The organism is Salegentibacter sp. (assembly GCF_041642575.1).
Classification (GTDB): Bacteria; Bacteroidota; Bacteroidia; order Flavobacteriales; family Flavobacteriaceae; genus Salegentibacter.
The window spans coordinates 1-14,009 of record NZ_JBEPWD010000058.1 but is presented as its reverse complement, the minus strand read 5'-3'; the positions used below and the strand labels follow the sequence as shown (position 1 = coordinate 14,009).

Annotated in this window: 15 protein-coding genes, 1 tRNA gene and 2 pseudogenes; 5 read left to right on the top strand and 13 right to left on the bottom strand. The window is 39.1% G+C overall.

The genetic code is table 11. The features are described 5' to 3' along the window. The 3 genes and pseudogenes from ACESK1_RS09440 to ACESK1_RS09430 all read left to right on the top strand — a co-directional run. A pseudogene (locus tag ACESK1_RS09440) lies at positions 1–131 on the top strand (NADH:ubiquinone reductase (Na(+)-transporting) subunit F); the annotation flags it as partial. 63 nt (positions 132–194) lie between these two features. Then, positions 195–551, top strand: coding sequence for a Na(+)-translocating NADH-quinone reductase subunit F (locus tag ACESK1_RS09435; RefSeq protein WP_372919937.1), 357 nt, complete (start codon positions 195–197; stop codon positions 549–551). A gap of 3 nt (positions 552–554) precedes the next feature. Then, a complete protein-coding gene (locus ACESK1_RS09430) occupies positions 555–1,556 on the top strand; it encodes an FAD:protein FMN transferase (protein ID WP_372919936.1) in 1,002 nt (333 codons plus the stop codon). Here ACESK1_RS09430 and ACESK1_RS09425 read toward each other — a convergent pair whose 3' ends face one another. From ACESK1_RS09425 to ACESK1_RS09395, 7 genes are all read right to left on the bottom strand, one after another. Then, positions 1,557–2,321 (bottom strand): class I SAM-dependent methyltransferase, encoded by a 765-nt coding sequence (locus ACESK1_RS09425; RefSeq protein WP_372919935.1) that lies wholly within the window; start codon positions 2,319–2,321, stop codon positions 1,557–1,559. 27 nt (positions 2,322–2,348) lie between these two features. Next, positions 2,349–2,912, bottom strand: coding sequence for an HNH endonuclease signature motif containing protein (locus ACESK1_RS09420; protein WP_372919934.1), 564 nt, complete (start codon positions 2,910–2,912; stop codon positions 2,349–2,351). Next, entirely contained in the window at positions 2,905–3,720 is an 816-nt protein-coding gene (map, locus tag ACESK1_RS09415) for a type I methionyl aminopeptidase (protein WP_372919933.1), read from the bottom strand. Before map ends, ACESK1_RS09420 begins: the two co-directional genes overlap by 8 nt. Before the next feature lie 9 nt (positions 3,721–3,729). Beyond that, a complete protein-coding gene (locus ACESK1_RS09410; RefSeq protein WP_372919932.1) occupies positions 3,730–4,125 on the bottom strand; it encodes a BT0820 family HAD-type phosphatase in 396 nt (131 codons plus the stop codon). 43 nt (positions 4,126–4,168) lie between these two features. Next, positions 4,169–4,705: a thioredoxin family protein gene (locus tag ACESK1_RS09405; protein WP_372919931.1), complete on the bottom strand. Its 537-nt coding sequence runs from the start codon at positions 4,703–4,705 to the stop codon at positions 4,169–4,171. A gap of 7 nt (positions 4,706–4,712) precedes the next feature. Continuing rightward, positions 4,713–6,230 (bottom strand): 2,3-bisphosphoglycerate-independent phosphoglycerate mutase, encoded by a 1,518-nt coding sequence (gpmI, locus tag ACESK1_RS09400; protein ID WP_372919930.1) that lies wholly within the window; start codon positions 6,228–6,230, stop codon positions 4,713–4,715. A gap of 80 nt (positions 6,231–6,310) precedes the next feature. Continuing rightward, the gene (locus ACESK1_RS09395) at positions 6,311–7,099 is read right to left on the bottom strand and encodes a M48 family metalloprotease (protein WP_372919929.1); all 789 of its coding nucleotides are present in this window, start codon (positions 7,097–7,099) and stop codon (positions 6,311–6,313) included. A gap of 230 nt (positions 7,100–7,329) precedes the next feature. On the opposite strand from ACESK1_RS09395, the gene ACESK1_RS09390 reads away from it, so the two are divergent. Continuing rightward, positions 7,330–8,073 (top strand): murein L,D-transpeptidase catalytic domain family protein, encoded by a 744-nt coding sequence (locus ACESK1_RS09390; RefSeq protein ID WP_372919928.1) that lies wholly within the window; start codon positions 7,330–7,332, stop codon positions 8,071–8,073. Here the strand turns inward: ACESK1_RS09390 and ACESK1_RS09385 are convergent. The 5 genes from ACESK1_RS09385 to rho all read right to left on the bottom strand — a co-directional run bounded on the left by ACESK1_RS09385 (position 8,063) and on the right by rho (position 12,867). Next, on the bottom strand, positions 8,063–9,709 hold the full coding sequence (locus ACESK1_RS09385; RefSeq protein WP_372919927.1) for a murein L,D-transpeptidase: 1,647 nt from the start codon (positions 9,707–9,709) through the stop codon (positions 8,063–8,065). The two genes, ACESK1_RS09390 and ACESK1_RS09385, sit on opposite strands and share 11 nt — an antisense overlap. A 51-nt stretch (positions 9,710–9,760) precedes the next feature. Further along, complete coding sequence (locus ACESK1_RS09380; protein ID WP_372919926.1) at positions 9,761–10,042, bottom strand: GNAT family N-acetyltransferase; 282 nt, start codon at positions 10,040–10,042, stop codon at positions 9,761–9,763. A 1-nt stretch (position 10,043) separates the two neighbouring features. Then, the gene (locus ACESK1_RS09375; RefSeq protein WP_372919925.1) at positions 10,044–10,595 is read right to left on the bottom strand and encodes a ClpP family protease; all 552 of its coding nucleotides are present in this window, start codon (positions 10,593–10,595) and stop codon (positions 10,044–10,046) included. Positions 10,596–11,005: 410 nt separating this feature from the next. Then, positions 11,006–11,078, bottom strand: a tRNA-Gly gene (locus ACESK1_RS09370). Between the two features lie 139 nt (positions 11,079–11,217). After that, entirely contained in the window at positions 11,218–12,867 is a 1,650-nt protein-coding gene (rho, locus tag ACESK1_RS09365; RefSeq protein WP_372919924.1) for a transcription termination factor Rho, read from the bottom strand. A 194-nt stretch (positions 12,868–13,061) separates the two neighbouring features. On the opposite strand from rho, the gene ACESK1_RS09360 reads away from it, so the two are divergent. Continuing rightward, positions 13,062–13,472 carry a DUF4293 domain-containing protein gene (locus ACESK1_RS09360; RefSeq protein ID WP_372919938.1) on the top strand — a complete coding sequence of 137 codons (411 nt, stop codon included), beginning with the start codon at positions 13,062–13,064 and terminating at the stop codon, positions 13,470–13,472. 364 nt (positions 13,473–13,836) lie between these two features. Here the strand turns inward: ACESK1_RS09360 and ACESK1_RS09355 are convergent. Beyond that, positions 13,837–14,009, bottom strand: a pseudogene (locus ACESK1_RS09355) (YfcE family phosphodiesterase); the annotation flags it as partial.

Below are 14,009 nucleotides of genomic sequence, written 5' to 3'. Positions count from 1 at the left end.
AACACGAAGAACCTGAAGAGATCGAATTATATTTCTGTGGACCTCCATTGATGAACAAAGCTGTTCAGAAAATGGGAGAAGACTTTGGTTTACCCGATGAGAATATTAGATTTGATGACTTTGGAGGTTAATCTTCAATTAAATAATAAGCAAAAAAGACCGGCTATGATGCCGGTCTTTTTTATTTTTGCACTATGGCTAAATTAAACGACCAGGAGCTGCATAACCTTGCGATGAATATCGTGGGGAAAGACCTTGAGGAACGAGGCTATGAATTTTTGGGAGTGAACAGTAAGATCGAGAAAGATCCGCAGTTTGTTGCTCTTAAAGATAAGAAACTGCATTTTGTAATTGTTCGTGCTATAGAATACCCTCATGATCCCAAAATTTTCGAGGGACAATTCCTGCAGACCATAAAAGAGCATGCTCTTAAATTCAAGGCTAGAACTTTTTATGCAGGCGTGGGATTAGCGAATTCTGAAGATTATGAGAAACCTGTTGCTCATGGGGAGGATTATGTGGTGAATTATGATGGATGGCAGGAAATTTAAGTTATGAAAAAACATTTGCTTTTATTGATTTCGCTAAGTTTACTACTAGCGTGTCAATCTGAAATTTCTACCAAAAGCGTTTCAGGAATGGCGCTTGGAACCACGTATAATATTAAATATTTTTCAGATGAAGAATTAGAAGTGCAGCCTGCCCTGGATTCTATTTTTGAAATTATAAACACCTCGATGAGCACTTATCAACCTGACTCTGATATTTCCAGGATCAATCAGGGTGATACAAACGTGGTGGTAGATGAACATTTTGTAAATGTCTTCCAGGCCTCTAGAAAGATATATGAGGAGAGCGAAGGCTATTTTGATCCTACAGTTGGAAACCTTGTAAACGCTTATGGTTTTGGCCCTGAAAAACAGCTTGAGCAACCTGATGAGGTATATCTGGACTCCCTTCACCAGCTTGTTGGTTTTGATAAACTTCATCTGACTGAGGATAATAAAATAATAAAGGAAACTCCTGGAATTTATATAGATTTTAATGCGATTGCAAAAGGTTACGCCATCGATGTTATTGCTGAATATTTTGATGAAAAAGGTACTGAAAATTATCTCATTGAATTGGGCGGTGAACTTGTGGCCAAAGGCAGAAATATGCAAAAAGATGCAGACTGGCTGGTGGCTATAGATGATCCTGAACAGGAGGTTGGAAAGCGTACTTTTCAAGGAATACTCGCCTTGCAGAACAGGGCAATGGCAACCTCGGGGAATTACCGTAAATTCAGTTTAGATTCAACAGGAAATACCTTCGTTCATACAATTAATCCCCTCACCGGTCGTGCCGAAAAGAATGATCTTCTTAGCGCTTCGGTTTTAGCTGAAAACTGCACCCTTGCCGATGGTTATGCTTCAGCATTTATGGCTATGGGTTATGAAAAAGCTGTTAGTTTAGTAGAGAAACTTGATAATGTTGATGCCTATCTGATCTTCGTGAATAATGGCGAACCTGAAGTTTATACTACAGAAGGTTTCGAAAAGGTATTACGGGATTAATTATTTTTTACAAACCGGAATAATTTCGCCTTTGGCCAGGCGGTATTTGTTTATTTCTTCTGAAGATAATTCCCGGGTATAATCCACTTCTTTCACTTTGAACCCTATACTACTTAGTTTATCAAAGTAATCTCTACCATAAATTCGTACATGGTCATATTGACCAAAGATCTTTTCCCGTTCGGTTTTATCTGTAATTGAATCATCTTCGAATGTTTTTTCCCGATCCAGATCTTGTGGAATTTGAAGAATCGCCGTGCCGCCGGGTTTCAAAATCCGGTAGATCTCCTGCATAGCTTTAGTGTCATCAGGAATATGTTCCAGCACGTGGTTACAAAGAATAAAATCAAATTCATTATCTAAAAAAGGCAGGTTGCAAATATCAGCTTTTACATCAGCCAGGGGAGAATTGAGATCTGTAGTGGTGTAATCCAGGTTATTTAGATTCCTGAATCGCTTATAAAAAGCCTGTTCCGGGGCGAAATGGAGCACCTTTAAATTTCGGTTAAAGAAGTCGGTCTCATTTTTGAGATAAAGCCAGAGCAAACGGTGGCGTTCCAGGGATAGGGTAGAAGGGGAAAGGACATTTTCCCGCTGCTTTACATATCCGTAGGGAAGAAATTTTTTAAAACTACTACCATCAATGGGATCGGTGTATTTATTTCCGCGGAGCGCTAATTCCAGAAACGGTCTTGCCAAATAACTAAACCTGATTAACAACGGCCTTGGAAAAGCGTTGAGGATTAGCTTAAAAACTTTTTTCATTTCATTTATTATTCAGCTACATTGATATCAAACTTCGATATCACCCCAGTTTTCACCAGATTTTATTCGGTACAATTGCATTTCAGAAACTCCAAATTGTTTCGCAAGTACTCTAATGCGCGTTTTGCGTTTCGGGTCCAGCAGTTTCTTTTTGAGGATCACCGCCTGGGCATAGGTAAGTTTCGAATAAGAAACCACTTTGCGTAATTTTCTCTTGTGCTTATTCTCCTTAACCTTGGGACTTTCATATTGATGTTGCACCCATTCTTCCTGGGTCATCCAGGCAAGATTAGATACCCGGTTATCGTCTTTCTGAAAATTCTTGTGAATAACATATTTGTCATTCTCTTTTTTCTTCAGGAATAATTCAGCTACGATACGGTGAATATAATAGCTTTTGGACTTACCATTTTTCAGTTTCACCGAAAAATTAAGGTAGCCCCCAATTCTTCCGCCTTTCATTAGTTCTCCCTCAGGATTTCTGAGAAAACTGACCATTCGCCCAAAATTGGAAACTTTATAGACGAATCTCTCCTGCCACTCCTCCTTGTGTAAGGTTTCCCATCGCTCCTGTCTAAAATCTTTAATCATATACTTGTGCTCTAAATTCTACTTCCTCATCATTCTCCATTCCTAAAGCTTCGTAAATATATTTAAATGTAGATAACAATTCCGGTTTTCCATTAACCAGGGCCACATCATGTTCAAAATGGGCACTTGGTTGATTATCTGCTGTTAAGATGGTCCACCCATCGGGTAATTGTTTTATGCGGTGCGTACCAAGGTTTATCATGGGTTCAATGGCTACCACCATTCCTTCTACAAATTTTTTTCCTCTGCCGCGTTTTCCATAGTTAGGCATTTCGGGATCTTCATGCATCTTTCTTCCTAAACCATGGCCTACTAGTTCTCTTACAACACCATAACCACGGCTTTCTGTGTATTGCTGAATTGCATATCCAACATCTCCAACTCGGTTTCCTGCCTTAAATTCTCTTATTCCAACGTATAAAGACTCCTTAGTGACCTTAAGCAATTCTTTAATTTCGGGGAGCACATCACCAACTTCAAAAGTGTAAGCGTGGTCGCCATAAAATTCATTTTTTAATGCACCGCAATCAATAGAAATAATATCTCCTTCCTGTAGCGGTGTATCGTTTGGGATTCCATGAACTATCTGTGCATTTGGGCTCATACATAGAGAATTAGGAAAATCGTACATTCCCAAAAAGCCGGGTACGGCCCCGTGATCCCTGATGAATTCTTCTGCCATTTTATCCAACTGAAGGGTAGTGATACCTGGTTTTATTTCGGCAGCAAGCATACCAAGGGTTTTCGAAACTATCAGGGCACTTTCCCTTAGCAATTCTATCTCTTCTTTTGTTTTTGGTATTATCATTCTTAAATTTTAAAAGCGGTTAAAAAAACCGGATTTCTTTTTCCTTGGTTGCTGTTTTGATGTAGAAAGTTGTTGGTAAATTTCACCCCAACCCAGCATTCCTCCAATATTCCTATCGTCTATAAAAATATCGGCAAGTATCTTTCTGCTTATCCCCTGGTCGAAATCTTCTTCGGGATAACTTTTATTTACAGCGTAGAACTCGATTCCCCGGGTTCGGCAGAACTCTACCGCTTCTTCCAGTTTTTCACCATATCTGTAGGTCCAAAGGATAAGCAAATGGCCTTCTTCCTGTAGCTTTTGCAAAGATTCGAAGGCGAAAAGCATAGGTTTACCAATCTCGGGATACTTGTTCTCTACAATGGTGCCATCAAAATCTACGGCAATTGTAAGGGATTTGGGCATTTTACAAAATTAGAAAGATTAATCTGAAATTTATTGGTCTTTTTTAAAAATCGGCATATGGATTTTTATAGGATTTTTCACTTACTATATCAGCTATATCCTCTTCAAATGTTTCCATGGGGAATTCTACAAAGCGATTTACCTCCTTGCCGTCTTTATAAAAAATTATAGTTGGCACAAGCATCACATTAAATTCTTTTTCAATGTGATTGGGCGTTTCCTTGTAAAGGTCTACTGCTATACTGGTTAATTTTGTTGGATCGTAACCGGATTGATCCAGGATCTTAAACAGTTTAGGCACCTCTAACTGGCTATCGGCACACCAGGTTCCCATAAAGAGGAATATCTCATATTCAGAGATATTTTCCTTTATTCGTTTCATCTGTGCTTCCTCCGGCTTATAGCTTTTGTATCCCCTGCTAAACCAGTAGGAATAAGGCTTTTGTTCCAGTTCTTTCCGCTGAAACTTCCCAAGAAGGTATTCCTCCTGAACGGTCTCTTTTGAATCTTCTCTGGTGATTTCTTCTGAAAAATTACCGCCTAATAGAAGGCTGATAAGGATTAATATTATTTTACTCATCATCATTTTAAATTAAAGGATCCTGTGTCATTAGATCGGGTTGGTCTATTCCCATTAGCTTTAAAATTGTTGGAGCAATATCTCCAAGTTTCCCGCTTTTTATCTCTTTTACATCACTATCCATCAAAATAAGTGGCACCGGATTAGTGGTGTGCGCCGTGTTCGGGCTTCCGTCAGGATTGATCATTGTTTCACTGTTTCCATGATCGGCGATGATCAGTACCGAATAATCATTTTTCCTGGCGACTTCAGCCACATCCTTTGCACAGGAATCTACCGTTTCACAGGCTTTTACTGCGGCCTCAAAAACTCCGGTATGCCCAACCATATCCGGGTTTGCGAAATTCAGACATATAAAATCGGCTGAATGGTCTTTTATCTCCGGGATGATCTTATCTCTTAGTTCATATGCGCTCATTTCCGGTTGCAGGTCGTACGTAGCCACCTTTGGAGAATTACACATAATTCTTTTCTCACCTTCAAAAGGCTTTTCACGTCCTCCGGAAAAGAAAAAGGTTACATGTGGATACTTTTCGGTTTCAGCGATCCTTATTTGTTTTTTCCCCGTGTATTCCAGGACTTCGCCAAGGGTAGATTTGATATTATCCTTTTTGAATACCACGTTTATGCCTTCAAAACTATCGTCATATTTGGTTATAGTAACATAATATAACATAAGTTTTTTCATGTCATATTCGGCGAAATCTTCCTGTGTAAGGGCCTGGGTAAGCTGTCTTCCACGGTCGGTTCTGAAATTAAAGAAAATTACCACATCTTTCTCGCTGAGTTTGGCAACAGGTTCCCCGGCTTCATCAGTAAGAACTATTGGCTCTATAAACTCATCGCTAATATTGTTTTTATAGCTGTTTTCCATAGCTTCAGCAGCATTGGTGGATTTTTGTCCTATGCCTTTGGTAATAAGATCATAGGCTTTTTTTACCCGTTCCCAGCGTTTGTCACGGTCCATGGCGAAATATCTTCCTATTACCGTGGCTAATTTGCTATTGGTCTTTTTAAGGTGCTCTTCAATTTCAATAATGAATTCTTTTCCGGAATGCGGATCTACATCACGACCATCGGTAAAAGCGTGCACGTATTTTTCCTTAACACCAAATTCTTCCGCCGCTGAAAGCAGACCCTTTAGATGATTGATATGAGAGTGAACCCCGCCATCGCTTAAAAGGCCCATAAAATGAATAGGTTTATTGTTTTTTATAGCGTAGGAAAAAGCCTGTTCCAGAACAGGTTCATCTTTTAGAGTATTTTTTTCCACAGCCATATTGATCTTTACCAGATCCTGATAAACTATTCTACCGGCACCAAGATTCATATGTCCTACTTCACTATTCCCCATTTGACCTTCGGGAAGACCAACACTCATCCCGTCGGTTCGTAATTCTGCGTGTGGATATTCTTTTATAACTGAATCCATAAACGGAGTGTTAGCCTGCGCTATAGCAGAAACTTTAGGGTCCTGGGTGATTCCCCATCCATCAAGGATCATTAGGAGTACTTTCTTATTCATAACTCAATTAAAATTTGGCTATAAAGATAAAAACAAATTTTAGCCTTAACTAAGCAAGCCCTACTAATGTTGTATTAAATCTATTGGTGCTCTTCTATGGCTTCCCTAATTTTTTCAATGCGATTTTCAGGATCGGGATGAGTGCTCTGAAATTCAGGGGTGCGATTTGGACCTGCAGCTTCTTTCAGAATTTGCATTACGCCAATCATTTCTTCAGGATTGTATCCGGCATCAATCATAATTTTTACTCCCAGGTTATCACTTTCCAGCTCGTCACCCCTGCCATATTTCATATTCACCAGATTCCCGATCACCGCCGCTGCCTGGCCGGCCTCCTGGCTACCGGAACCAACAGCCACGCCGGATATTACCGAATTAGTGAATCCTTGTTTTGCTATTCTTTCGGCAGAGTGTCGGCCTATAACATGACCTATTTCGTGTCCAAGGATTCCGGCTAATTGATCTTCATTTTCAAGTTTCGAATAAAGAGCATAGGTTATAAAAACCGGGCCACCGGGAAGTGCAAAGGCGTTGATGGTGTTGGGGTCGGCCAGCAGGTAGAATTCATATTCATATGGTGTGGCGTTTGCAATACTGTTTCGCACCAGTTCCTGACCGATTTCCCTAATCTTCCTTTGCTCGGCCTCATCCGAATACAATCCTCCATATTGCTCAATCATTGCCGGAGTACTTTCTTCCCCGAGCGCCATTTCTTCTTCTGTATTAAGATCGACATACTGAGTTTCTCCTGTGTGGGGATTTTCTTCCGCGGAAGAACAAAATTTGATAAAACCAAAGATCACTATTCCAATACCAATAATGATTCTTAAAAAACTACCTCCTCTTCTCATGATTTTTAATATAAGCAAACACGAAATTTTAACAATATACCTTAGCGGTTTCTATACTACATCTCTTTAATTTGCGTTGTAGGTGTTAAACGTCCCGGTTATAATAAATTGAAAACTAGCCTGATATTGCTGAATTATGTTAAAATCCGCTTCTCAGGGCCCTTTTATACCAATTAACGCGAAAAATGCCTTGCTTGGCATATCATTTGGAATAAATTAACAGAACAAAAAAACTTTAAATTTAATCTATGATTTATAAGAGTCTAACCATCACCGCCATTCTTATCTTTTCCTTTGCTTTTACTACTTCCTCTAATTTACCCGAAACCATAACTTCAGATTCTGAAGCTCCTGAGGCTTCCGGAACGGAATCTGAAACGCCCGAGACTTTTTCTGAAAATGTTGCTACGGTTTACAGCGAATTTGCCGAGAATAGCTTAAGTATGCCAGCTATGAATGTGTTTGAAAGAGCCATGACCGGTTATAGCAAACTGGACGAAAAAGGAAAAGTTGGGAATCAATTGCTTACCGTCATTGACTTTGGTCTTTCTTCCACAACCAAAAGAATGTGGATTTTAGACATGACTACTAAAAATGTGGTATTTCATACCTATGTTTCTCATGGAAAAAATACCGGTGGAGAGTTTGCTACTAACTTTTCCAATACCGTTAATTCACTACAAAGTTCACTTGGTTTTTATGTGACAGGTACAACTTATCACGGTAAAAACGGTCTTTCTCTTTATTTAGACGGACAAGAAAAAGGTTTTAACCACAATGCCAGAAAACGTTACGTAGTGGTACATGGTGCAGATTACGCCGAGCCTAATTTTATTGATAGAATAGGGCGTTTGGGTAGAAGTTATGGTTGCCCGGCCGTGCCAAATACAATTGCCAAAGACCTAATTGAAACCATTAAAGGCGAATCAGTTATTTACATTCATAAGGAAGATAAAAATTATCTGAATAATTCTCCGTTGCTTAATTCATAAGTAGCGCCAGGATCTCATTATCTTGTTTGTAGATATCTTCGGCAAATAAGGTTTCATCCTTTTCACGCCAGGCAGTCCAGTAAAAATGATGCACTTTCACATTTTTACTAATTTTGATAGTCGTGGTTTTGCCGGATTTCAGAATTCCCTCAATTTTATCGGGAGTATATTTATCCTGGTCGTTTAGTAAATATTCGGCCAGGTCCAAAACTCCCTCCACTCTTACACAGCCAGAACTTTGAGCTCTGGAATTCTTTTCGAAAAGCTTTTTCGAGGGCGTATCATGCAGGTAAATAGAATATTTATTCGGATAAATGATCTTTACTTTTCCCAGGGGATTTGCAGATCCGGCTTCCTGCCTGTAGGTATAATTTGCCGCTTCAGTGCTATTCCAGTTTATTTCTGAAGGGTCCAATTTGCGACCACTTCTATCGAAAACTGACATATTTCTACTGGTGAGATAGGAGGTATTTTTTTTCGCAGCCGGAATTACATCATTTTTCTTTATAGTAGGAGGGATTGTCCAGGTTGGGTTGTAAACAATATGCTCTATTTCATCTGAAAATACCGGAGTTTTTCGGGCTTCAGTACCTACCATAACACGGTTGCTGCTAATGGTATCTTTCCCATTTACTAAATGTAATCTGTAATTAGGAATATTCACAATAATATAATGATCACCGAGATCCTGAGGAAACCATCTCCAGCGTTCAAGATTAACCAGGATTTGCTCATAGCGTTGTTGGTAAGTGGTGTTGAGGGCTGTTATTGTTCCTGCGCCAATTACAGCATCTGTTTCGATGCCATGATGTTTCTGAAATTTCTGGACGGCATCCTGTAAAGTCTCATTATATTCATGTGTGGAATTAGAGGGAATACTGTCTATAAAATTTAATTCCTGAAGCCGAAGGGAGATCATAGCCATTCTTGAGCTGGTATCCCCAGGTTTAATGCTTTCCCCTTGTTCAATTTGGGTGGGGTTTTCCTCGCCTTCCATTAATTTCCGATAATCCTGAAGGGATTTCTGAAGTCCGTTGTAAACTATGTGTTTTGGGGCAAGCTCGTTAAAGCTGGCCGAAATCCTGTTTTCTGAGATTGCTTTTTCAAAAACCGAAATAAAATCGGTGTCATTTGTTCCAATATCCCAGATAGTATATAGCTCTTTTGGATTTAGTTTCCCTGAATTCAAATGCTTTGCGTAAGTAAAAAACGCATCGGTAAGTACCAATTCGAGTAAGTCTTTTTCATCCTCTTCAAGGTTCTCTAGATTAGATAAGGCCATTTCAAGATATTCACCGTGGTAGTCTTTAGCCTGAAGACCATGGTTTTGTGCATTTTCAATACTCCGGTAGAGGTCTTCCCGTAACTCACGATTATTCCATACAGGCTGATATCCCTGTTTGGAATAGAAACTATCTACCAATCTAATATTATTTAGCTGAAGTTCCGGGTTGAGAGTTTCATTCTGCCATTGCTCAATTTTTTTCTCCACCTTCATGGCCGTGGTTAGGTCATTAATCTTTTCAGAATCCGGAACCTTTGAAGTTTCAATTCCGGGCTCTATATTGGCATTCTCACAGGAAAATGTAAGAATGACTATTAAGAATAAATATAAGGGGAATCTTATTAATTTCATTTAGGTTATTTTGGAGCAGAAAAAGGATATTTCAGAGAAGACATTTTTGATTTATGCCTTGACATCCTGGTAAGATTCGTTTCGTTGAAATTGTACTTCGGCGTAAGGACAAAGCGGATCAATTTTAAGATTTTCTTCCCGGGCATATTCAACAGATCTATGGAGTAATTTTCCGGCAAAGCCTTTGCCCTCCAATTCCTCGTCTACTTCTATGTGGTCAATAGTGAGGATATCATTATCTTTTCTAACATAGGTAAGTTCAGCATAAATACCTTTTTTGTTCTCAAGGTAGAACATGCCTCTGTTATCGGTTTCTTTATGTTTTATATCCATCTTACTTCTTTAATATATCATCTACTATGCCGTATTCAATAGATTCTTCGGCATTCATCCAATAATCACGGTTAAAATCTTTCATTACTTTTTCAATAGATTGTTCGCAGTTCTCTGCTAGAATACGAGCGCTCAATTCTTTTATTTTTAGGATTTCAGCCGCTTGAATTTCAATATTGGAGGCCTGACCTCTTGCTCCACCCATTGGTTGATGAATCATTACCTTCCCATGCGGTTGAATAAATCTTCTCCCTTTGGTGCCACCCGATAAAAGAATGGAACCCATTGAAGCTGCAAGCCCCGAACAAATTGTCGAAACCGGACTATCCAGACTTTGCATCGTATCATAGATGGCAAAACCATCGGTGACAAATCCGCCTGGACTATTGATAAAGAATTGTATTTCCTTATCGCTTTCCATGTCCAAATACAGAAGCCGATCTATTACATGTTTCGCGGTTTTGTCATTTACATCACCCCAAAGAAATACCTTGCGTTGCTCTAAGAATTTCGCGTCTATTTTGTCCTGAATTTTTCCTGGCTTATCTTTCATAATGCTTTATAGTAGTTTTATTTAGTAAGTTAAAAATAGGGTTATTTTGGTAGAATAACTTCTTTTTCGGGGGGCATTTAACAAGACTTTATAGAAGTTTTGTGGTCTTTAAGGAGGAGGTGAAAATGGGGTGAAGTGAAAGCTGATTTTCTTGAAATTATTAAGAGGCATTTTGTTTTAGAAGTATTTTTTGAATAAATAATTACATAAAAAAAAGAGACCATCCGAGCCGAATACCGGGTTCCCTTCGGCACTTTTGAGCAGAATTCTTCCGTTATACAATTTTTATCAAACAAAAAAACCTTCACAAAATATGTAGAGGTTCTTAAAGCTCCCTCAGGACAGGCTTCTCACCCGGTAAACATTTTTTTTAAAAATAAAACCTCCACAAAATATGCAGAGGTTCTTAGAGCGGGAGACCGGGTTCGAACCGGCGACATTCAGCTTGGAAGGCTGACGCTCTACCAACTGAGCTACTCCCGCAATATGATTGCAAATATAATTCTAATGGACTTCAAATTCCAAATAATTCTGGAAATTAAGTGACAAATTTCCAGGGAATAATAAAAAACCGGAGCTATTTAAAGACTCCGGTTTCAGTAAAAATATGTGTTTCTGATAATTAGGCGTTCATCGAAATGAGGAACTCTTCATTATTTCTGGTTTGCTTGAAACGCTGTTCAATAAATTCCATTGCTTCAATAGGGTTCATATCTGCAAGATATTTACGTAGCACCCACATGCGCTGTATAGTATTTTCATCCAGTAACAGGTCATCGCGACGTGTACTTGATGAAGTAAGATCTATTGCAGGGAAAATTCTTCTATTCGCGATCTTTCTATCTAACTGAAGTTCCATATTTCCGGTTCCTTTGAATTCCTCAAAGATAACTTCGTCCATTTTGGAACCTGTATCGGTAAGGGCAGTTGCAATGATAGAAAGCGATCCGCCGTTTTCAATATTCCGGGCAGCACCAAAGAAACGTTTTGGTTTGTGTAGGGCATTAGCATCTACACCACCACTTAGAACTTTTCCGCTGGCAGGCTGAACAGTATTGTAGGCACGGGCAAGACGGGTAATGGAATCCAAAAGGATCACTACATCATGACCGCATTCTACCAGACGCTTAGCTTTTTCCAGGACAATATTTGCTACTCTAACATGCTCGTGAGCTTCTTTATCAAAGGTTGAAGCAACTACCTCTCCGCGAACATTTCGTTGCATATCGGTAACTTCTTCAGGACGTTCATCAATTAACAGCACGATTTGGTATACTTCAGGATGGTTCGCTGCGATAGCATTGGCGATATCCTTAAGCAACATGGTTTTACCGGTCTTTGGTTGGGATACGATCATCCCACGTTGCCCTTTTCCTATTGGAGAGAAAAGGTCCATGATCCTGGTGGAAATGGAACTTTGCTTCTCAGCAATATTAAATTTTTCCTTAGGGAAGAGAGGAGTCAGGTGTTCAAAAGAAACCCGGTCTCTCACAACCTGAGGATCCAATCCGTTGATCTTATTGATCTTGATCAAAGGGAAATATTTTTCGCCTTCTTTCGGCGGACGGATCTGACCTAGAACCGTATCTCCGGTCTTTAGACCGAATAATCTTATCTGAGATTGTGATACATAAATATCATCTGGAGAAGTCAGGTAATTATAATCTGAAGATCTCAGGAAACCGTAATTGTCCTGCATGATATCCAGCACCCCTTCGCTTTCAATTATAGCGTCAAATTCATAATCGGGTTCGCGATAGCGATTGCGGCTATCACGGTTGCCGGCGTCCCGGTTATTGTTATCTCTGTTTCCATTATCCCGGTTTCCATTGTCACGACTTCCGGTGTTTTTACTACGGCTGTCCTGTTTCTCGCGCTGATTTCCGCGATTATCATCCCTGGAATCTTTAGATGGCCGGTTGTCAGGTCTTTTATTTTGCCGGGCCTGTGGTTTTTCTCTTTCCGGCTGAGCTTCTTTACGAGGATTTTCTTTTTTAGGAGATGCTTCCTGTTTTTTGTGGCTCTGTGTTTTTTTATCGCTGCCTACTTTTCCGGGTCGTTTTTTCTGAGGTTTTTCAGATGGCTCGGAGCTTTTTGTTGATTCTTCGGCAAGAACTTCCTTAGCAACAGAAGGATTGGCAGCCTGATGATCTAATATTTGATATACAAGATCTAGTTTTTTTAAGCTTCTAAACTTAGGAACATTTAGTGATTTAGCTATTTCCTGAAGTTCAGGTAGCTTTTTAGCTTTTAATTCTGAAATTTCAAACATGAATAATTAAGAATAAAATTGTGTGTTTGGTTTGATTAAAACTTCTCGTGGGAGAATCGAAAAAATTTGGAGACTTAAGTAACCTGTTTAGAACTGGTTACGAATTGTTTCTGCAATTATACGACTTTATTTTAATATTTAGCATGGAATTTTCTAAAGAATCTGTTATTTTTGTGGCGAATTTTAACCCCAATATGCTACAAAGAATACAGACCGTTTACTTATTACTGGCAGCTATAATTAGCGGCGGATTGATTTTTTTATTTCCGCTTTGGGAAAATTCAGACGGTACTCCTGTTTATGCTAACAATGAGCTTATGGTTTTTATCATGTTCATTTCATCAGCATTGCTTTCTTTGGTGAGTATCTTTATGTTCAAAAACAGAAAGCTTCAGTTTGTGCTGGGGCGTTTAAATATACTGTTAAACTTTTTTTTACTAGGAGTCTTTGTTTATTGGTCGCTAAATTTATCCGGAGAGATTATAATCTCAAAGAAGGATATTGGGATGTTTCTTCCAATCATTTCTATCGTTTTTCTTGTTTTGGCCAATAAGGCCATTAAAAAGGACGAAGATCTCGTAAAATCTGTCGATCGATTGCGATAAGCCTATCATCTTAGTAGTATTAGTGCGTGAAAACCCGAAGTGAAGACTTCGGGTTTTTTTGTTTATATAATTTTAAAAACCGCTCTCATTGGGACTGCATATTGCAATATTTTTTAGAACTGTCACATATATGAATGTTCAGGTAATTAGGGATCAAGAAGATGAGATACCGGGTCTGACCCGGTATGACGTTCACTTCACCCAGTATTTTTGATCCTGAACTTGATTCAGGATCCCACCAGAATGAGACAAAAGGATTCAAACATTCTATAGGAAAAAGTTGAATTTAAATATTGGCGCTTTTTGAATGATTTTGTTGGTCTCCTCTACAGACTGCTCACTGCAAACTGCTCACTGAATTCTTTTATCCTAACTCGATTACCTCAAGATCAGAGATGTTTTCTACTTCAATCTTAAATCGCAACATCGTTCTCTTTTTTTGAAAGCCTTGTTTACCGGCTGCTCCGGGATTCATATGGAGTAGATTGAGCTGCTTGTCGTTCATCACTTTTAGAATATGTGAATGACCGGAGATAA

Coding starts and splice junctions, on each gene's coding strand:
- ACESK1_RS09435 (WP_372919937.1), top strand. CDS start 195: ATGGCTAAATTAAACGACCAGGAGCTGCATAACCTTGCGATGAATATC.
- ACESK1_RS09430 (WP_372919936.1), top strand. CDS start 555: ATGAAAAAACATTTGCTTTTATTGATTTCGCTAAGTTTACTACTAGCG.
- ACESK1_RS09425 (WP_372919935.1), bottom strand. CDS start 2,321: ATGAAAAAAGTTTTTAAGCTAATCCTCAACGCTTTTCCAAGGCCGTTG.
- ACESK1_RS09420 (WP_372919934.1), bottom strand. CDS start 2,912: ATGATTAAAGATTTTAGACAGGAGCGATGGGAAACCTTACACAAGGAG.
- map (WP_372919933.1), bottom strand. CDS start 3,720: ATGATAATACCAAAAACAAAAGAAGAGATAGAATTGCTAAGGGAAAGT.
- ACESK1_RS09410 (WP_372919932.1), bottom strand. CDS start 4,125: ATGCCCAAATCCCTTACAATTGCCGTAGATTTTGATGGCACCATTGTA.
- ACESK1_RS09405 (WP_372919931.1), bottom strand. CDS start 4,705: ATGAGTAAAATAATATTAATCCTTATCAGCCTTCTATTAGGCGGTAAT.
- gpmI (WP_372919930.1), bottom strand. CDS start 6,230: ATGAATAAGAAAGTACTCCTAATGATCCTTGATGGATGGGGAATCACC.
- ACESK1_RS09390 (WP_372919928.1), top strand. CDS start 7,330: ATGATTTATAAGAGTCTAACCATCACCGCCATTCTTATCTTTTCCTTT.
- ACESK1_RS09385 (WP_372919927.1), bottom strand. CDS start 9,709: ATGAAATTAATAAGATTCCCCTTATATTTATTCTTAATAGTCATTCTT.
- ACESK1_RS09380 (WP_372919926.1), bottom strand. CDS start 10,042: ATGGATATAAAACATAAAGAAACCGATAACAGAGGCATGTTCTACCTT.
- ACESK1_RS09375 (WP_372919925.1), bottom strand. CDS start 10,595: ATGAAAGATAAGCCAGGAAAAATTCAGGACAAAATAGACGCGAAATTC.
- rho (WP_372919924.1), bottom strand. CDS start 12,867: ATGTTTGAAATTTCAGAATTAAAAGCTAAAAAGCTACCTGAACTTCAG.
- ACESK1_RS09360 (WP_372919938.1), top strand. CDS start 13,062: ATGCTACAAAGAATACAGACCGTTTACTTATTACTGGCAGCTATAATT.